The sequence below is a fragment of the Enterobacter sp. K510 genome, assembly GCF_055804875.1.
Map to the genome: position 1 here is coordinate 183,568 of NZ_JBNRLQ010000005.1, position 17,874 is coordinate 201,441.

Here is a 17,874-nt window from a genome sequence, read left to right on the forward strand (position 1 = left end):
TAAGGAATCCCATGACTGACAAAACCGACGCCCCGGTGTACACCCTGCGCGGGCTGAAGCTGATTGGCTGGCGGAATATGCAACATGCGCTGGATCACCTCTATGCCGGAGGCGCGCTGAAGCAGGGCACGCTGGTGGCGATCAACGCCGAGAAAATGCTCGCCGTGGAAAATGACGCCCAGGTGCGGGCCCTGATTGAAGCGGCAGAGTATAAATATGCCGACGGCATCAGCGTTGTGCGTTCCATTCGCAAAAAGTATCCGCAGGCGAAGGTCGAGCGCGTGGCCGGGGCGGATTTATGGGAAGAGCTGATGGCGCGCGCCGGAAAAGAGGGTACGCCCGTCTTTCTGGTGGGCGGTAAGCCGGACGTGCTGGCCCAGACGCAGGAAAAGCTGCGCGCGCAGTGGCAGGTGAATATTGTCGGCAGTCAGGATGGCTACTTCACTGCAGACCAGCGTCAGGCGCTGTTTGAGCGTATCCGCGACAGCGGCGCGAAAATCGTCACCGTGGCGATGGGCTCGCCGCGCCAGGAGCTCCTGATGCGGGATTGCCGCGAGGTATATCCGCAGGCGCTCTATATGGGCGTAGGCGGCACCTATGACGTTTTCACCGGCCATGTGAAGCGTGCGCCGAAAGTCTGGCAGCGTATGGGACTTGAGTGGCTGTATCGCCTGTTATCGCAACCGAGTCGCCTCACCCGCCAACTGAAGCTGTTGCGCTATCTTGCCTGGCACTATCGCGGCCAGATGTAATCGACAGGCAGCGCGGTGCAATGCGCCGCCTGCTTTTTTATTGAGCAACTCATACGTTTTTGTTAACCATCGTTTGCCATTTTCCCCGAATTAAGAAACCATTCGCCCACTCAATGCATTGCACTGAGTCATAACTATAACCCGCACCGCCGGGAACAGTAGCAGACACAACAGAGGATTTATGGCCGAGAACAAACCGGAGCTTCAGCGTGGGCTGGAAGCTCGACACATCGAACTTATTGCCCTCGGAGGCACGATAGGCGTTGGCCTGTTTATGGGCGCGGCGAGCACCCTGAAATGGGCAGGGCCATCAGTATTGCTGGCATACATTATTGCCGGGCTGTTCGTCTTCTTCATCATGCGCTCCATGGGCGAAATGTTATTCCTTGAGCCGGTCGCCGGTTCCTTTGCCGTGTACGCGCACCGCTATATGAGCCCGTTCTTCGGCTATCTCACCGCCTGGTCCTACTGGTTTATGTGGATGGCGGTGGGTATCTCAGAAATCACCGCCATCGGCGTGTATGTGCAGTTCTGGTTCCCGGAGATGGCGCAGTGGATCCCCGCGCTGATCGCCGTCGGGCTGGTGGCGCTGGCAAACCTTGCCGCCGTACGTCTGTACGGTGAAATTGAGTTCTGGTTTGCGATGATCAAAGTCACCACCATCATTGTGATGATTGTGGTAGGGCTGGGGGTGATTTTCTTCGGCTTTGGCAACGGCGGCCATGCGATTGGCTTTGGCAATCTGACGGAACATGGCGGTTTCTTCGCGGGCGGCTGGAAAGGCTTCCTGACGGCGCTGTGCATCGTGGTGGCGTCCTATCAGGGCGTGGAGCTGATTGGTATTACGGCGGGCGAAGCGAAAAACCCGCAGGTCACGCTGCGCAGCGCGGTAGGTAAAGTGCTGTGGCGCATCCTGATTTTCTATGTGGGCGCGATTTTCGTCATCGTCACCATTTTCCCGTGGAATGAAATTGGCAGCAACGGCAGCCCGTTCGTGCTGACCTTTGCGAAAATCGGCATTACCGCCGCCGCCGGGATCATCAATTTCGTGGTGCTGACCGCCGCGCTTTCCGGCTGTAACAGCGGCATGTACAGCTGTGGACGTATGCTGTATGCGCTGGCGAAGAACCGCCAGCTGCCGGCAGCAATGGCGAAAGTCTCCCGTAACGGCGTACCGGTGGCGGGCGTGGCGATCTCTATCGTCATTCTGCTGATTGGCTCCTGCCTGAACTACATCATCCCTAACCCGCAGCGCGTATTTGTGTACGTCTACAGCGCCAGCGTTTTGCCGGGGATGGTGCCGTGGTTTGTGATCCTGATAAGCCAGCTGCGTTTCCGTCAGGCGCATAAAGCGGCCATTGCCACCCATCCGTTCCGCTCGGTGCTGTTCCCGTGGGCAAACTACGCCACCATGGCGTTTTTGATTTGTGTACTGATTGGCATGGGCCTGAATGAGGACACCCGTATGTCGCTGTTTGTGGGCATCATCTTCCTCGCCGCAGTCACGGTGGTTTATAAGGTTTTAGGCCTTAATCGCTATACGCAGCCTGATAAGCTGGGGAAATAAGCAGCAAAATGCGCAAAGCATAACCAAACGCGCATTTTCTGGAGATTTCTTTTAAAAAGCACTAGACAGGTACGCCCGAAGTCCGTACTATCCACCCCCGCAACGGCGCTAAGCGCCCGTAGCTCAGCTGGATAGAGCGCTGCCCTCCGGAGGCAGAGGTCTCAGGTTCGAATCCTGTCGGGCGCACCATTTACCCGGTGCTGGAGCTGCGGTGGCCTGTGATGGTAGCAGGGCCGCGTGAAAGAATATCAGTGGTGGCTATAGCTCAGTTGGTAGAGCCCTGGATTGTGATTCCAGTTGTCGTGGGTTCGAGTCCCATTAGCCACCCCATTAGTTACAAAGAGTACCGTGGAATGCGAAGGTGGCGGAATTGGTAGACGCGCTAGCTTCAGGTGTTAGTGTCCTTACGGACGTGGGGGTTCAAGTCCCCCCCCTCGCACCACAAATTGATTTAACTAAAAAGTCAAAAAGCAGTATTTCGGCGAGTAGCGCAGCTTGGTAGCGCAACTGGTTTGGGACCAGTGGGTCGGAGGTTCGAATCCTCTCTCGCCGACCAATTTTGAACCCCGCTTCGGCGGGGTTTTTTGTTTTCTGCCGTTCCTCACTGTTATCACCTCTTTTCCCTGTTGTTTCCTGCTTGTTGCTTTTCGACGACGTCGCCGCCGATGAATGTCGCGGATAGGAGACAGTTATCCCGATGTTTTTTAAGCATATTTTTATAACGATTCCATTTTGTCGCTTAATGGCGACAATTTTCCCGCGCAACATCACAAAATGACCTGTGACCTGACGCGTAACGTGATGAAAATCCAAAAATATTAAAAGATTCAGAGCTACGAGATTTAGGGATAAAAATCTGGCACGGGTTGTGCAATAATATATGTGTAGATGCTCATTCCACCTCTTATGTTCGCCTTAGTGCCTCATAAACTCAGGAATGACGCAGAGCCATTTAATGGTGCTTATCGTCCACAGACAGATGTCGCTTCGGCCTCATCAAACACCATGGACACAACGTTGAGTGAAGCACCGATTTGTTGTCACACAGACCTGTTAATGCCCGTTCTGGTTTCAGAACGGGCATTTTTTTATGCCCTCTCCCGGTGGGAGAGGGTGACGATGGGGGAAATTACTGCGGCGGGTTGTTTTGAAGGGTCAACAGCAGACCGTCACGACGCATAGTGGCGGCTTCTTCAGGCATATGCAGACGATCCAGCGTATCGGCAAGCCAGGCGTAGTCAAAGGCATCCGGACGCTGTTTCAGCGCGGCGCGGAACGCCAGACTGGCTTCTTTCCATTCACCATGCTTAAGCAGCGACTGACCCAGCGTACTCCACAGGAGCGGACGATCGCCCTGGGTTTTGATCTGCTGACGCAGCACTTTTTCCACCTGCTCAGGATTATTGGTCTTCAACCGTGGGATCACCATGACCAGCCGGTCGTCGTAATGGCGTTTCAGGCCATCAAGCAGGATCTGCTGGGCAGTGTCATGATCGTCACATTCGATTAAATGTTCGGCCATCGCCACCTGCAGCGCCACCTGTTGACGCGTTTTACGGCTCTGGTTTTTCCACCACGCTTTCAGGCCATCGCTGCCCTGATCGGCGCGGGCCTGATCCATCAAACCAATCCACGCCTGCTGTGCAAGGGCATCACGATGGGCTTCATCAGCAACGTCCGCTTTTGCCATGGAAGGCAGAATATCAAGCAGAGAACTCCAGGCGCCGGTACGGATATACGCCTGCTCCGCCAGACGCAGCACTTCCGGATGACGCGGGGTGATTTCCAGCAGTCGGTCGACGCCGTGGCGCGCCGCATGGTTTTCATTGCGCGCCAGTTGCAGGCGAACACGGGTGATTTCCACCGGGATCTGATCGTTATCCGCCAGCTCCGAGGCGCGCTCCAGATGTTGATTGGCGCGCGCTTCGTCCCCGCGCTGCTGGGCCGCTTCAGCGGCGAGCAGGTAGTTCACCACCGGCTGTTCAGCGTGATCGGCATTTTTCGACATCAGCTTTTCAACCTGCTGATAATCGCCTTCCGCCAGCTTGAGCAGCGCCTGTTCGGTCTGTTTACGGGCACGGCGGCGTTTACGGCCGGCAAACCAGCCGCGGGTATGTGCCCCGGTGCGTATAATGCGACGTAAGATCCACTCGATCACAAAGAGTACGACCATGGCGAGGATCAGAATGATCACAAGGCCGGTCACACTGGTTTCGATATTATAATTGTCCGTCTGGATCAGTACGTAACCCTGATGCCCGGCGACCATCGGGCCGAGCACGATCCCGGCTAACAGCAATGCAAAGAGTAATAATACTTTTAACATGATTATTCTCCCTGCGGCGCAGCGGCAGGCGCGTCTTGCGCAGCCTCACCCGCGGCCGCACCCGGCTGTGCCAGCAGATTGCGCACGCGGGTCTGCATCAGTTTTTCAAGGATCGGCTGGCTTTGCAGCGTCTCCGGCACGTTCATGGTGATGCTTTGCTGGCTCAGCTTATCAATATCGTCCAGGAAGGCTTTGGTGCTGGCATCGTCGGTATCGTAATAAGCACGTACCCAGCTGGAGACGTTATCCAGCGCCTGTTTGTAAGTCTCTTCCTGATGACGCGGCACAGCCTGGGCTGCGACCAGCAGCCGCGAGCGAATGTTTTCGCGCAGGTAGATGTCCTGGTTCGGCGCCAGCAGCGGCACGGCCGTCTCATCGCGACGGCGCACGGTAATAAAGCTGTCCATAAAGTTCTGCCAGCTTTTTTGCAGGTTGACGCGCCACTCGCTGATGGAGCTGGACAGCTCGCTGCTGTCGGAATCCATCGGAGAATCGTCGTCGTTGTTGTCCGCCAGACGCAGATTATCGATCTGGTTGGACAGCTGGTTCACTTTGAGGATGATGCCGTCGTAATCCACCTGCGCGACGCCGGAAAGGCTGGCGATGTCATCAGTAATGGCGCGGCGGGCAGTGATGAGGCTCGGATCGTTCATGTCGGCGAGGCTCGCATCGGCGCTTTTCAGCAGCGCCGCAGCGGTGGTGACGTCCTGATCGCTCCACAGTTTACGCCCGGCCAGTTTGACGAGGAAATCTGCCTGCGCCAGCAGCCAGGTTTTGGCGTCGGTGCCGGAAATAGTGGCGACTTTTTGCTGCACGTCCTCAAGCTGTTTCGCCAGCGTCGCCTGCTGACGCTGCGCCTCTTCCAGCTGTGAAGCCTGCTGCTTAATGATGCCCTCGAACTGGCTTTTCTGGGTTTCCTGCGCTTTTTGCAGGGCAGTAACCTGATTGACCAGCGCATCGCTGGTTTCGGATTGTGTCGCGTTCTGCTGTTTCACCCAGCCATACAGCCCAACCCCGGCGGCCAGCGCGATGGCAATCGCAATGGCGCTGAGCACAAGACTGGTTTTATTCGCGTTCGCGCGTTCATGTTCTGGTGCTTTTTCTGGCTGTGGACTGGTGTCCACCGCCTCCCTGGTTTCATCGACCACGGCGGAGTCTTTCTGTTGTTCCGTCATTATGGCTTCCCATTATGAAAGTTATTGTAATGCGCGAAGCAGCGCATCGTTGTCAGCATTATCAGCGACCTTAATGTCCTGCCAGCCCAGTTCCCGGGCGAGGTTCGCCAGACGTTCGCTGACCACGATCAGGCGGCAGCGAAGTAACCAGTTTTCACGATACCAGGCGGGGATCAGGTCGAAAAGTTGACGCAGCATCTCGCCGCTGGTGATCACAATGTCCGTGACCCTGCGAGACTGCCAGCGCATCGCCTGTTCCGCGCCATCGTAAGACTTCTCACAGCGTTGATAACATTCAAAAAATTCGACATCCGCACCCCGCGACGCCAGCGTATCCCCGAGCAATTCTCGTCCGCCATTGCCGCGCAAAATGATGGCGCGTTTGCCTGCAATATTTTGTAATTCAGGTAATTGTAGCAACACTTCGCTGATTTCCCGATCCGAAGGATAGCGCACGTTGAGACTGCTGGCGGTGTGCAATGCCAGCGCCGTGGTGCGGCCGATAGCGAAATAGTGCGGCGCGTGGGGCCAGCGCAGGCCAAGCTTACGCAGGTGCGCGCTGGCGAAGGTGACGGCATGTTGTGAGGCGGCGAAAACCATATCGTTCGCCGTCAGGGCGGCAAACACTTCCGGCAGCAGCGCCAGCTCCCGCCCTGGGGTAAATTCAATCAGCGGGAAGCTCCAGGCCACCTGGCCCTGTGCGCACAGACGGCTCACAAGTTCTTCCCCGGCTGGGGACGGGCGGGTGACCAGAATACTCATGCGGGTGCTTCTCCTTTATAGACCTCGGTCAGGATCTCGCGCGCGCCGTTCGCCAGCAGCTCTTCGGCAAGGGAAATGCCCAGCTGTTCTGCCTCTTCAGGCTTACCGCGTCGCTCACCGCGGATCATCACGGTGCCGTCCGGCGCGCCAACCAGCGCCCGCAACCAGATCTCACCGTCGACTAATTCAGCATAGCTGCCAATCGGCACCTGGCAGCCGCCTTCCAGCCGCGTATTCATCGCCCGCTCGGCTTTTACGCGTAGCGCGGTATCGGCATGATTGAGCGGAGCCAGCAGGGCATGGGTGCGGGTATCGTCCAGACGGCACTCAATACCGACCGCGCCCTGACCAACGGCGGGCAGCGACAGCTCAGGCGGCAGCGCCATGCGGATACGATCTTCCAGATCAAGACGCTTGAGACCGGCGACCGCCAGAATAATGGCGTCATAGTCGCCCTTATCCAGCTTGCCAAGACGGGTGCCGACGTTGCCGCGCAGCGAGCGGATCTCCAGATCCGGGCGGCGTTCGGCCAGTTGACACTGGCGGCGTAAACTTGACGTGCCAACGATGCTGCCTGCGGGCAGGGCGTCGAGGCTGTCATAATTATTGGAGACAAAGGCATCGCGCGGATCTTCACGCTCGCAAATGGTGACCAGGCCCAGCCCCTTCGGGAACTCAACCGGCACATCTTTCATTGAGTGGACGGCCAGATCGGCACGATTTTCAATCAGCGCCAGTTCCAGCTCTTTAACAAACAATCCCTTACCGCCCACTTTTGCCAGCGGCGTATCGAGGATCACATCGCCGCGCGTCACCATAGGCACCAGCTCAACGGTCAGGCCCGGATGGCACGCCATCAGGCGCTGCTTAACGTATTGTGCCTGCCAGAGCGCAAGGGGGCTTTGGCGTGTGGCAATTCTTAAAACATTGTCTAACATGCTTGTTACCGTCATTATCGTCCGCTGACCATCCTAACATTGTTGCCATAGGGTGTCAGGTTTCACGGAGGATTGCGGGAAAGAGGGACGTAGCCGTATTTGGGAATTTACACATAATGATTGATGCTACACTTGTATGTAGTGCATCTTTCTTTACGGTCAATCGGCAAGGTGTTAGATTGATCACGTTTTAGACCATTTTTTCGACTGTACTCCTAAAAACACAAGGGCGAAAACGTGGCGACGGGTAATTTTGAAATACTGAAATCTGAACAGTTCGGTGACGGGAAGGCCATCGCAACCGCAACCGGGAAGGTTTAAACATCAGGCGATACGTCTTGTACCTCTATATTGAGACTCTGAAACAGAGACTGGATGCCATAAACCAACTGCGTGTCGATCGCGCGCTGGCTGCTATGGGGCCTGCTTTCCAGCAGGTATACAGTCTGCTGCCTACATTGCTGCATTACCACCATCCGCTGATGCCGGGTTACCTTGACGGTAACGTTCCCAGTGGTATTTGCCTTTACACGCCTGATGAAACCCAACTTCACTATCTGAACGAACTCGACTTGCCGCCGCAGGATACCCCTCCACAGGGCGAACTGCCGATTACCGGCGTGTACTCCATGGGCAGTACCTCGTCGGTGGGGCAAAGCTGTTCCTCGGATCTCGACATCTGGGTTTGCCATCAGTCCTGGCTCGATAACGACGAGCGCCAGCTATTGCAGCGCAAATGCAGCCTGCTGGAAAGCTGGGCCGCCTCCCTTGGCGTGGAAGTTAGCTTCTTCCTGATCGATGAAAACCGTTTCAGGCATAACGAAAGCGGCAGCCTCGGCGGCGAAGACTGCGGCTCCACGCAGCATATTTTGCTGCTCGACGAATTCTATCGCACCGCGGTGCGTCTGGCCGGGAAACGTATTCTGTGGAATATGGTGCCGGGCGACGAAGAAGATCATTATGACGATTACGTCATGTCGCTTTACGCGCAGGGCGTGCTGACGCCAAACGAATGGCTGGATCTGGGCGGCTTAAGCTCCCTGTCCGCCGAAGAGTACTTCGGCGCCAGCCTGTGGCAGCTGTATAAAAGTATCGATTCCCCGTACAAAGCGGTGCTGAAAACGCTGCTGCTGGAAGCCTATTCCTGGGAATATCCGAATACCCGCCTGCTGGCGAAAGATATCAAACAGCGTCTGCACGACGGCGAGATCGTCTCTTTTGGTCTCGATCACTACTGCATGATGCTGGAGCGCGTGACCGCCTATCTGACCGCTATCGAAGATTTCACCCGTCTCGACCTGGTACGCCGCTGCTTCTATCTGAAAGTATGCGAAAAACTGAGCCGCGAACGCGCCTGCGTGGGCTGGCGTCGTGAAGTGGTCAGTTCGCTGGTGAAAGAGTGGGGCTGGGACGATGAGCGTCTTGCCATGCTCGACAACCGCGCCAACTGGAAAATCGAACAGGTTCGCGAAGCGCACAATGAACTGCTTGATGCGATGATGCAAACCTATCGCAACCTGATCCGTTTCGCGCGCCGCAATAATTTAAGCGTTTCCGCCAGTCCGCAGGATATCGGCGTGCTGACGCGTAAACTGTATGCCGCCTTTGAAGCGCTGCCGGGCAAAGTGACGCTGGTTAACCCGCAGATTTCACCGGATCTTTCGGAACCGAATCTGACCTTTATCCATGTGCCGCCGGGCCGTGCCAACCGCGCTGGCTGGTATCTCTACAACCGTGCGCCAAGCATGGACGCCATCATCAGCCATCAGCCGCTGGAATATAACCGCTATCTGAATAAGCTGGTGGCCTGGGCGTGGTTTAACGGCCTGCTGACTTCACGCACCCGGCTGTTTATTAAGGGCAACGGCGTGGCGGATCTGGCGAAGCTACAGGAAATGGTGGCGGATGTGTCGCACCACTTCCCGCTGCGTTTACCCGCGCCGACGCCGAAAGCGCTCTACAGCCCGTGTGAAATTCGCCATCTGGCGATCATCGTCAATCTGGAATATGACCCGACGGCGGCCTTCCGCAATCAGGTGGTGCATTTTGATTTCCGTAAGCTGGATGTGTTCAGCTTCGGCGAGCAGCAGAACTGCCTGGTGGGCAGCGTCGATCTGCTGTATCGCAACTCGTGGAATGAAGTGCGTACCCTGCACTTCAACGGCGAGCAGGCGATGATCGAAGCGCTGAAAACCATTCTCGGCAAAATGCATCAGGACGCCGCGCCGCCGGACAGCGTGGAAGTGTTCTGCTACAGCCAGCATTTGCGCGGTCTGATCCGTACCCGCGTGCAGCAGCTGGTGTCCGAGTGCATTGAATTACGCCTGTCCAGCACCCGTCAGGAAACCGGGCGCTTCAAAGCGCTGCGCGTGGCAGGGCAAACCTGGGGACTGTTCTTTGAGCGTCTGAACGTGTCGGTGCAGAAGCTGGAAAATGCGATCGAGTTTTACGGTGCCATTTCCCACAACAAGCTGCACGGGCTGTCGGTGCAGGTCGAGACCAATCAGGTCAAACTGCCGCCGGTGGTGGATGGTTTTGCCAGCGAGGGCATTATTCAGTTCTTCTTCGAAGCCTCGGCGGATAACAACGGCTTTACGATCTACATCCTTGATGAAAGCAACCGCGCAGAGGTGTATCACCACTGTGAAGGCAGCACCGAGGAGCTGGTACGCGACGTCAGCCGCTTCTACTCCTCGTCGCACGATCGCTTTACCTACGGCTCAAGCTTTATCAACTTCAATCTGCCGCAGTTCTATCAGATTGTGCAGGTGAACGGGCGCGCGCAGGTGATCCCGTTCCGCAATCAGACAATCAGCGCCGTTCCTCCTGCCAATCAGGATGACGACGCTCCGCTGTTGCAGCAGTATTTCTCTTAACGGAAGCTGACCGCTTCGCCCGCTTGCTGCGTGGCGGCCTGCTCCAGCAGATCCCAGAAGCGCTCGCCGCTGCGATCGCAAATCCACTCATCGCCTTGCAAATCAAAATGGTAGCCGCCCTGTTTGGTCGCCAGCCACACCTGATGCAGCGGCTCCTGACGGTTGATGATGATTTTGCTGCCGTTTTCGAACGTCAGGGTCAGCACGCCGCCGTTGATTTCGCAGTCAATATCGCCGTCGCCGTCCCATTCATCCAGACGGGTTTCAATGGTCTGCCACAGGTTATCGGCCAGGCGATGGAATTCTGAATCGTTCATTTTTTTTCCTTTTTTTCGTGATGCCGCGAGTATAACGCGAAACAATTCCCAATGCAGGAGGTGCGCAAACTCTTGCTTTTGCGGCTTCTCCTGCGATGATAGAAACAGCAAGCATGAACTTACAGGCAAACCATAATGAAGAATGTGTTCCGAACGCTTTTTGTTTTCGTTGCGTTATGCAGTCTGGCCGGCTGTGGTCTGAAAGGCCCGCTCTATTTCCCGCCAGCCGATAAGTCAGCGCCGCCGCCGACCAAAAAGGTAGAAAGCACCGAGCAAGAACTGACGCCAACGCGTAACGATCGTGGCAACAATGACGGCCCTACTCAGGTAAATTACTAACAGATTTTATTCTGTAACCGCGGGAATGGAGTAGATGATGCAGTTCTCTAAAATGCATGGCCTTGGCAACGATTTTATGGTCGTCGACGCGGTAACGCAGAATGTCTTTTTTTCGCCAGAGCTGATCCGCCGTCTGTCCAACCGACATCTGGGGGTGGGTTTTGATCAACTGCTGATCGTCGAACCGCCTTACGATCCGGATCTCGATTTTCATTACCGCATCTTTAACGCCGATGGCAGCGAAGTCTCCCAGTGCGGTAACGGTGCGCGCTGTTTCGCCCGCTTTGTGCGGCTGAAAGGGCTGACCAATAAACGCGATATTCGCGTCAGCACGGCCAATGGCCGCATGGTGCTGAGCGTCACGGAAGATGAGCTGGTGCGCGTGAATATGGGCGAGCCAAACTTTGAGCCGTCCGCGGTGCCATTTCGCGCCAACAAAGCGGAAAAGACCTATATTATGCGCGTTGCCGAGCAGACTATTCTCTGCGGCGTGGTTTCTATGGGCAATCCGCACTGCGTCATTCAGGTGGAGGATGTCGACAGCGCGCCGGTGGAAACCCTCGGCCCGGCCATGGAAAGCCATGAGCGCTTCCCGGAGCGGGCTAATATCGGCTTTATGCAGGTGGTAAAGCGCGAACAGATCCGGCTGCGCGTCTTTGAGCGCGGCGCGGGCGAAACCCAGGCCTGCGGCAGCGGCGCTTGTGGGGCGGTTGCGGTCGGCATTCAGCAAGGCTTACTGGCGGAAGAGGTGCGCGTGGATTTACCAGGCGGCCGACTCGACATCGCCTGGAAGGGGCCGGGCCATCCTCTGTATATGACTGGCCCGGCGACACATGTTTACGACGGATTTATTCATTTATGAAGCAGACAGGGGAAGAACAGCAGGAGGCGACGGCCACACTCAATGACAGTGATGTGGTGGAGTATCTGCTGCGCGATCCTGAGTTCTTTATCCGTAATGCGCGCGCCGTGGAACTCCTCCACGTGCCGCACCCGGTGCGCGGCGCCGTCTCTCTCGTCGAATGGCAGATGGCCCGCGCCCGGCATCACATCAATGTGCTCGAAGAGAATATGACGCTGCTGATGGAGCAGGCCAGTACCAACGAAAGCCTGTTCTATCGCCTGCTGCGTTTACAGGGCCGTCTGGCGTCCGCCAGCAGCCTTGAGGATTTGCTCAACCGTTTCCACCGCTGGGCGCGTGAAATGGGCCTGGCGGGGGCGAGCATCCGTTTATTTCCCGATCGCTGGCGCATTGGCGCGCCGTCCGGCTTCACCCATCTGGCGCTGAGCCGTCAGGCCTTTGAGCCGCTGCGTATTCAGCGCCTTGGTCATGAAAATCACTATCTTGGTACCCTGAACGGCCCGGAATTACTGGTGATACTCCCTGACGCCAAAGCCATCGGCTCGGTGGCGATGTCGATGATGGGGCGTGACGGCGATCTTGGGGTGATCCTGTTCAGCAGCCGTGACGTGCACCATTATCAGCAAGGGCAGGGAACCCAACTGCTTCAGGAGATTGCCCTGATGCTGCCGGAGCTGCTGGAGCGCTGGATCGAGCGCATATGAGCGACACCTCTCTTGACCATGCGGTAAGCCGTTTTCTGCGCTACCTGGGCGTTGAGCGCCAGCTCAGCCCCATTACCCTGCTCAACTACCGGCGTCAGCTCGATGCCATCATGGCAATCGCCCGTGAAACCGGTATTACCCGCTGGGCAGATTGCGATGCCGCCAGCGTGCGCACCATTGCGGTCCGTAGCCGTCGCCACGGCCTGGGCGCGGCCAGCCTTGCGCTGCGCCTGTCTGCCCTGCGCAGTTTATTCGACTGGATGGTGTCGCAGGGTGAGCTATCTGCCAATCCGGCTAAAGGCATCGCCGCGCCAAAAGCACCGCGCCATTTGCCAAAAAATATCGACGTCGATGATGTGAATCGCCTGCTGGATATCGATCTTAACGATCCGCTGGCGGTGCGCGACCGGGCGATGCTGGAGGTGATGTACGGCGCGGGTCTGCGTCTGTCAGAGCTGGTCGGGCTTGATATCAAACATCTGGATTTATCAACCGGCGAAGTATGGGTGATGGGTAAAGGCAGCAAAGAGCGCCGCCTGCCGATTGGTCGTAACGCGGTAAGCTGGATCGAGCACTGGCTGGATCTGCGCGGTCTGTTTGGCAGCGATGAGGACGCGCTTTTTTTATCGAAGACGGGTAAGCGGATCTCCGCGCGTAACGTGCAGAAACGCTTTGCGGAGTGGGGTATCAAGCAGGGGCTGAACAGCCATGTTCACCCCCATAAGCTCCGTCACTCCTTTGCCACCCATATGCTGGAATCGAGCGGCGATCTGCGCGGCGTGCAGGAACTGCTGGGGCACGCGAACCTGTCCACCACGCAGATCTATACCCACCTTGATTTTCAACATCTTGCCTCAGTGTATGACGCGGCGCATCCGCGCGCCAAACGGGGGAAATAATGCGTTTTTACCGTCCTTTGGGCCACATTTCGGCCCTGACGTTCGATCTCGACGACACCTTGTATGACAACCATCCGGTGATCCTGCGTACCGAACAGGAGTCGCTGACTTTCGTACAAAATTACCATCCGGCGCTGAAGGCGCTGCAAAAGAGCGATTTTCAGCAGCTGCGCCAGGCGTTACGCGAAAGCGAGCCGGATATTTATCATGACGTAACCGAATGGCGGCGTCGGGCAGTGATGCAGGCGATGCTGAACGCCGGACTGAACGCGGAAGAAGCCGATGCCGGCGCCCGTGCCGCCATGGAAAACTTCGCCCACTGGCGCAGCCGCATTGATGTGCCGCAGGCCACGCACGACACTCTGGCGGCGCTGGGCAAAAAGTGGCCGCTGGTGGCCATCACCAATGGCAACGCCGAGCCTGAACGGTTCGGTCTGGGTCATTACTTTGCCTTTGTGCTGCGCGCCGGTCCGCACGGCCGCTCGAAACCCTTCAGCGATATGTATCAGATGGCGGCGGAAAAGCTCGGCGTGCCCGCAGGGGAGATCCTGCATGTGGGCGACGACCTCACCACTGACGTGGCCGGGGCGATCCGTTATGGCATGCAGGCGTGCTGGATCAAACCGCAAGGGGCCAGCCTGATGACCGCCACCGACAGCCGTTTATTGCCGCACCTTGAAATTTCGCAGTTGGCATCTCTGACCTCGCTGATATAATCACCAATAGTTCTGTATAAAATACCAGGGTTTTGGCGGATGGCGCTCTGCTTATCCGCCCTGCGATAACGCAGACCCGGTAAGCGAAGCGCCACCAGGCAATTCGTTCTGTTTCTGATTACTACGTGGCGGTGCCAATGGACGTTTCTTACCTGCTCGACAGCCTCAATGACAAACAACGTGATGCGGTAGCCGCCTCGCGCACCAATATGCTGGTGCTGGCAGGCGCAGGCAGCGGTAAGACACGCGTACTGGTCCACCGTATCGCCTGGCTGTTGACGGTAGAAAACTGCTCGCCGTACTCCATTATAGCGGTGACCTTCACCAACAAAGCGGCGGCGGAAATGCGCCACCGTATCAGCCAGCTGATGGGCAACAGCCAGGGCGGCATGTGGGTCGGAACGTTCCACGGTCTCGCGCACCGTCTGCTGCGCGCGCACCATATGGATGCGAATCTGCCGCAGGATTTTCAGATCCTCGACAGCGAAGATCAGCTGCGTCTGTTACGCCGTCTGATCAAAGCCATGAACCTCGACGAGAAGCAGTGGCCGCCGCGTCAGGCGATGTGGTACATCAACGGTCAGAAAGACGAAGGCATTCGCCCGCATCATATTCAAAGCTTCGGCAACCCGGTGGAGCAGACCTGGCAGAAAGTCTACCAGGCTTATCAGGAAGCCTGCGATCGCGCAGGGCTGGTGGATTTTGCCGAGCTGCTGTTGCGCGCCCATGAGCTGTGGCTCAATAAGCCGCACATCCTCAACCACTACCGCGAGCGCTTCACCAATATTCTGGTGGATGAATTCCAGGATACCAACAACATTCAGTACGCCTGGATCCGCCTGCTGGCAGGCGACACCGGCAAGGTGATGATCGTCGGCGACGATGACCAGTCGATCTACGGCTGGCGCGGCGCACAGGTGGAAAACATCCAGCGCTTCCTGAACGACTTCCCCGGTGCGGAAACTATCCGCCTTGAGCAGAACTATCGCTCCACCAACAATATTCTGCGTGCCGCCAACGCCCTGATTGAAAACAACAACGGGCGACTGGGGAAAAAGCTGTGGACCGACGGCATCGATGGCGATCCGATTTCGCTCTACTGCGCCTTTAACGAACTCGACGAAGCGCGCTTCGTGGTTAACCGCATTAAAACCTGGCAGGACAGCGGCGGCGCGCTGGAGCAGTGCGCCATTCTCTATCGCAGCAACGCCCAGTCGCGCGTGCTGGAAGAGGCGCTCCTGCAGGTGGGGATGCCGTATCGCATTTACGGTGGTATGCGCTTCTTCGAACGTCAGGAAATCAAAGACGCGCTCTCTTATTTGCGTCTGATCGCCAACCGTAACGACGACGCCGCCTTTGAACGTGTGGTGAACACTCCCACGCGCGGCATAGGCGATCGTACGCTGGACGTGGTGCGTCAGGCTTCGCGCGACCGGCAGCTGACCCTGTGGCAGGCCAGCCGTGAACTATTGCAGGAGAGAGCCCTTGCGGGCCGCGCCGCCAGCGCGCTGCAACGCTTTATGGAGCTTATCGAAGCCCTGGCGCAGGAAACCTCCGACATGCCGCTGCACGTGCAGGCGGACCGGGTGATCAAAGATTCCGGGCTGTTCATCATGTATGAGCAGGAGAAAGGCGAAAAAGGCCAGGCGCGCGTGGAGAACTTAGAGGAACTGGTGACGGCAACGCGCCAGTTCAGCTACAACGACGAAGAAGAAGATCTGATGCCGTTGCAGGCATTCCTGTCCCACGCAGCGCTGGAAGCGGGCGAAGGGCAGGCGGATACCTGGCAGGATGCGGTGCAGTTGATGACGCTGCACTCCGCGAAAGGGCTGGAGTTCCCGCAGGTATTTATCGTCGGCGTGGAAGAGGGCATGTTCCCGAGCCAGATGTCGCTGGATGAAGGCGGCCGTCTGGAAGAGGAGCGCCGTCTGGCCTACGTGGGCGTTACCCGCGCCATGCAAAAACTGACCATCACCTATGCGGAAACCCGCCGTCTGTACGGTAAAGAGGTTTATCACCGCCCGTCACGCTTTATCGGCGAGCTGCCGGAAGAGTGCGTGGAGGAGGTGCGTCTGCGCGCCAGCATCAGCCGTCCGGTGACGCACAAGCAGTTAGGTACGCCCATCACCCAAAGCGATTCCGGCTTTAAGCTGGGACAGCGCGTGCGCCATGCAAAATTCGGCGAAGGTACGGTGGTGAATCTGGAAGGCAGCGGCGAGCACAGCCGTCTGCAAATCGCGTTCCCCGGTCAGGGCATCAAATGGCTGGTAGCCGCCTATGCGAAGCTGGAAACGGTGTAACATTCAGAAAAATATCATAATTTTGTAATATTCTGCTAGCCTTATACCGGGAAGGTTAATTAATATCCTCAGCCGTTCCGTTGCGTGTTGACGCCATTTTTCTGCTGGCGTAACATGCGCGCACGATTACGCTAAGAGGACATTCGCCTTGGACACACCCAGTAGATGCTGGCTCAATTACCTGTCATCCAGGAACAACTCCTAAGGCTATCTCCTCGCGCTGATGGCCTTAGTGGTTGTCAGCGACCGCATTTTTTACCCGTCGCACTGAGTCAGGCTGTTTAATGGTCTGAAACCCAATTTGTTTCTGTGTGCCCACCGAACTGTCCGATAATTTTTGCATTGGGAGTCCCGGTCATGCTGAGCGCATTTCAACTGGAAAATAATCGCCTGACTCGTCTGGAAGCGGAAGAGTCACAACCCCTTATTGACGCCGTTTGGGTGGATCTGGTCGAACCGGATGACGATGAGCGACACCGCGTACAGTCCGAACTGGGGCAAAGCCTGGCGACCCGCCCCGAGCTGGAAGACATCGAAGCCTCGGCACGTTTCTTTGAAGATGAAGACGGCCTGCACATTCACTCCTTCTTCTTTTTTGAAGATGCGGAAGATCACGCCGGTAACTCCACCGTGGCGTTCACCATTCGCGATGGCCGTCTGTTTACCCTGCGTGAACGTGAACTGCCCGCTTTCCGGTTATACCGTATGCGCGCCCGCAGCCAGGCGATGATCGACGGCAACGCCTACGAACTGCTGCTCGATCTGTTCGAGACCAAAATCGAACAGCTGGCGGATGAGATCGAAAATATTTACAGCGACCTGGAAAAGCTGAGCCGCGTCATTATGGAAGGCCAGCAGGGCGATGAGTACGACGAAGCGCTGTCGGCGCTGGCGGAGCAGGAAGATATCGGCTGGAAGGTACGGCTGTGCCTGATGGATACCCAGCGCGCGCTGAACTTCCTGGTGCGTAAGGCGCGCCTGCCGGGCGGTCAGCTGGAGCAGGCGCGTGAGATCCTGCGCGATATCGAATCCCTGCTGCCGCACAATGAATCCCTGTTCCAGAAAGTTAACTTCCTGATGCAGGCGGCGATGGGCTTTATCAATATCGAGCAGAACCGCATCATCAAGATCTTCTCGGTGGTGTCCGTGGTGTTCCTGCCGCCGACGCTGGTGGCTTCCAGTTACGGTATGAACTTCGAGTTTATGCCGGAGCTGAAATGGAGCTTCGGCTATCCGGGGGCGATCATTCTGATGATGCTCGCGGGACTGGCGCCCTATCTGTACTTCAAGCGCCGTAACTGGCTGTAGTGTTTATGCCGGATGGCGCTTCGCTTATCCGGC

At 57.0% G+C, this 17,874-nt stretch carries 16 protein-coding genes and 4 tRNA genes; 15 read left to right on the forward strand and 5 right to left on the reverse strand.

The features are described 5' to 3' along the window. The first annotated feature begins 11 nt into the window (after nt 1–11). The 6 genes from wecG to ACQUTD_RS10625 all read left to right on the forward strand — a co-directional run bounded on the left by wecG (nt 12) and on the right by ACQUTD_RS10625 (nt 2,875). Nucleotides 12–752: a lipopolysaccharide N-acetylmannosaminouronosyltransferase gene (gene wecG / locus ACQUTD_RS10600; RefSeq protein WP_473275239.1), complete on the forward strand. Its 741-nt coding sequence runs from the start codon at nt 12–14 to the stop codon at nt 750–752. Between the two features lie 181 nt (nt 753–933). Next, nucleotides 934–2,319, forward strand: a complete 1,386-nt coding sequence (thrP, locus tag ACQUTD_RS10605) for a bifunctional threonine/serine APC transporter ThrP (protein ID WP_072571092.1) — start codon at nt 934–936, stop codon at nt 2,317–2,319. 112 nt (nt 2,320–2,431) lie between these two features. After that, nucleotides 2,432–2,508 (forward strand) — tRNA-Arg (locus tag ACQUTD_RS10610). Nucleotides 2,509–2,573: 65 nt separating this feature from the next. Next, nucleotides 2,574–2,649 (forward strand) — tRNA-His (locus tag ACQUTD_RS10615). A gap of 25 nt (nt 2,650–2,674) precedes the next feature. Beyond that, nucleotides 2,675–2,761 (forward strand) — tRNA-Leu (locus ACQUTD_RS10620). Nucleotides 2,762–2,798: 37 nt separating this feature from the next. Then, nucleotides 2,799–2,875, forward strand: a tRNA-Pro gene (locus tag ACQUTD_RS10625). Between the two features lie 573 nt (nt 2,876–3,448). On the opposite strand, the gene hemY is transcribed toward ACQUTD_RS10625, so the two are convergent. The 4 genes from hemY to hemC are packed head-to-tail and all read right to left on the reverse strand — an operon-like array spanning nt 3,449 to nt 7,520. After that, nucleotides 3,449–4,645 (reverse strand): protoheme IX biogenesis protein HemY, encoded by a 1,197-nt coding sequence (gene hemY, locus ACQUTD_RS10630; protein WP_318362579.1) that lies wholly within the window; start codon nt 4,643–4,645, stop codon nt 3,449–3,451. Between the two features lie 2 nt (nt 4,646–4,647). Then, entirely contained in the window at nt 4,648–5,820 is a 1,173-nt protein-coding gene (gene hemX, locus ACQUTD_RS10635) for a uroporphyrinogen-III C-methyltransferase (protein WP_473275236.1), read from the reverse strand. 21 nt (nt 5,821–5,841) lie between these two features. Continuing rightward, entirely contained in the window at nt 5,842–6,582 is a 741-nt protein-coding gene (gene hemD, locus ACQUTD_RS10640) for a uroporphyrinogen-III synthase (protein ID WP_473275234.1), read from the reverse strand. After that, entirely contained in the window at nt 6,579–7,520 is a 942-nt protein-coding gene (gene hemC / locus ACQUTD_RS10645) for a hydroxymethylbilane synthase (RefSeq protein WP_318377424.1), read from the reverse strand. The genes hemD and hemC overlap by 4 nt, the downstream gene beginning before the upstream one ends. Before the next feature lie 338 nt (nt 7,521–7,858). Here hemC and cyaA point away from each other — a divergent pair, with 338 nt between their 5' ends. Beyond that, the gene (cyaA, locus tag ACQUTD_RS10650) at nt 7,859–10,396 is read left to right on the forward strand and encodes a class I adenylate cyclase (protein ID WP_072571097.1); all 2,538 of its coding nucleotides are present in this window, start codon (nt 7,859–7,861) and stop codon (nt 10,394–10,396) included. On the opposite strand, the gene cyaY is transcribed toward cyaA, so the two are convergent. Then, nucleotides 10,393–10,713: an iron donor protein CyaY gene (gene cyaY, locus ACQUTD_RS10655; RefSeq protein WP_318377425.1), complete on the reverse strand. Its 321-nt coding sequence runs from the start codon at nt 10,711–10,713 to the stop codon at nt 10,393–10,395. The two genes, cyaA and cyaY, sit on opposite strands and share 4 nt — an antisense overlap. Nucleotides 10,714–10,848: 135 nt before the next feature. On the opposite strand from cyaY, the gene lptM reads away from it, so the two are divergent. From lptM to corA, 8 genes are all read left to right on the forward strand, one after another. Continuing rightward, nucleotides 10,849–11,052 (forward strand): LPS translocon maturation chaperone LptM, encoded by a 204-nt coding sequence (gene lptM / locus ACQUTD_RS10660; RefSeq protein ID WP_072571099.1) that lies wholly within the window; start codon nt 10,849–10,851, stop codon nt 11,050–11,052. A 37-nt stretch (nt 11,053–11,089) separates the two neighbouring features. Continuing rightward, nucleotides 11,090–11,914, forward strand: a complete 825-nt coding sequence (gene dapF, locus ACQUTD_RS10665; protein ID WP_318377428.1) for a diaminopimelate epimerase — start codon at nt 11,090–11,092, stop codon at nt 11,912–11,914. Continuing rightward, on the forward strand, nt 11,911–12,618 hold the full coding sequence (locus ACQUTD_RS10670; RefSeq protein ID WP_318362581.1) for a DUF484 domain-containing protein: 708 nt from the start codon (nt 11,911–11,913) through the stop codon (nt 12,616–12,618). The genes dapF and ACQUTD_RS10670 overlap by 4 nt, the downstream gene beginning before the upstream one ends. Next, on the forward strand, nt 12,615–13,517 hold the full coding sequence (gene xerC / locus ACQUTD_RS10675) for a tyrosine recombinase XerC (RefSeq protein ID WP_473275228.1): 903 nt from the start codon (nt 12,615–12,617) through the stop codon (nt 13,515–13,517). The genes ACQUTD_RS10670 and xerC overlap by 4 nt, the downstream gene beginning before the upstream one ends. Further along, nucleotides 13,517–14,233, forward strand: coding sequence for a 5-amino-6-(5-phospho-D-ribitylamino)uracil phosphatase YigB (yigB, locus tag ACQUTD_RS10680; protein WP_473275225.1), 717 nt, complete (start codon nt 13,517–13,519; stop codon nt 14,231–14,233). Before xerC ends, yigB begins: the two co-directional genes overlap by 1 nt. Nucleotides 14,234–14,370: 137 nt before the next feature. After that, nucleotides 14,371–16,533, forward strand: coding sequence for a DNA helicase II (gene uvrD, locus ACQUTD_RS10685; RefSeq protein ID WP_473275223.1), 2,163 nt, complete (start codon nt 14,371–14,373; stop codon nt 16,531–16,533). Nucleotides 16,534–16,681: 148 nt separating this feature from the next. Continuing rightward, the gene (ysgD, locus tag ACQUTD_RS10690; protein WP_473275546.1) at nt 16,682–16,738 is read left to right on the forward strand and encodes a YsgD/CorL family protein; all 57 of its coding nucleotides are present in this window, start codon (nt 16,682–16,684) and stop codon (nt 16,736–16,738) included. Between the two features lie 152 nt (nt 16,739–16,890). Beyond that, nucleotides 16,891–17,841, forward strand: a complete 951-nt coding sequence (corA, locus tag ACQUTD_RS10695) for a magnesium/cobalt transporter CorA (protein ID WP_072571105.1) — start codon at nt 16,891–16,893, stop codon at nt 17,839–17,841. The last annotated feature ends 33 nt before the right edge of the window (nt 17,842–17,874 follow it).

Excerpts from the sequence above, each read along its gene's own strand:
- ACQUTD_RS10670 (WP_318362581.1), top strand. The coding sequence starts at position 11,911 with ATGAAGCAGACAGGGGAAGAACAGCAGGAGGCGACGGCCACACTCAAT.
- corA (WP_072571105.1), top strand. The coding sequence starts at position 16,891 with ATGCTGAGCGCATTTCAACTGGAAAATAATCGCCTGACTCGTCTGGAA.
- thrP (WP_072571092.1), top strand. The coding sequence starts at position 934 with ATGGCCGAGAACAAACCGGAGCTTCAGCGTGGGCTGGAAGCTCGACAC.
- lptM (WP_072571099.1), top strand. The coding sequence starts at position 10,849 with ATGAAGAATGTGTTCCGAACGCTTTTTGTTTTCGTTGCGTTATGCAGT.
- cyaY (WP_318377425.1), bottom strand. The coding sequence starts at position 10,713 with ATGAACGATTCAGAATTCCATCGCCTGGCCGATAACCTGTGGCAGACC.
- hemC (WP_318377424.1), bottom strand. The coding sequence starts at position 7,520 with ATGTTAGACAATGTTTTAAGAATTGCCACACGCCAAAGCCCCCTTGCG.
- hemY (WP_318362579.1), bottom strand. The coding sequence starts at position 4,645 with ATGTTAAAAGTATTATTACTCTTTGCATTGCTGTTAGCCGGGATCGTG.
- dapF (WP_318377428.1), top strand. The coding sequence starts at position 11,090 with ATGCAGTTCTCTAAAATGCATGGCCTTGGCAACGATTTTATGGTCGTC.
- xerC (WP_473275228.1), top strand. The coding sequence starts at position 12,615 with ATGAGCGACACCTCTCTTGACCATGCGGTAAGCCGTTTTCTGCGCTAC.
- hemD (WP_473275234.1), bottom strand. The coding sequence starts at position 6,582 with ATGAGTATTCTGGTCACCCGCCCGTCCCCAGCCGGGGAAGAACTTGTG.
- wecG (WP_473275239.1), top strand. The coding sequence starts at position 12 with ATGACTGACAAAACCGACGCCCCGGTGTACACCCTGCGCGGGCTGAAG.
- yigB (WP_473275225.1), top strand. The coding sequence starts at position 13,517 with ATGCGTTTTTACCGTCCTTTGGGCCACATTTCGGCCCTGACGTTCGAT.
- uvrD (WP_473275223.1), top strand. The coding sequence starts at position 14,371 with ATGGACGTTTCTTACCTGCTCGACAGCCTCAATGACAAACAACGTGAT.
- hemX (WP_473275236.1), bottom strand. The coding sequence starts at position 5,820 with ATGACGGAACAACAGAAAGACTCCGCCGTGGTCGATGAAACCAGGGAG.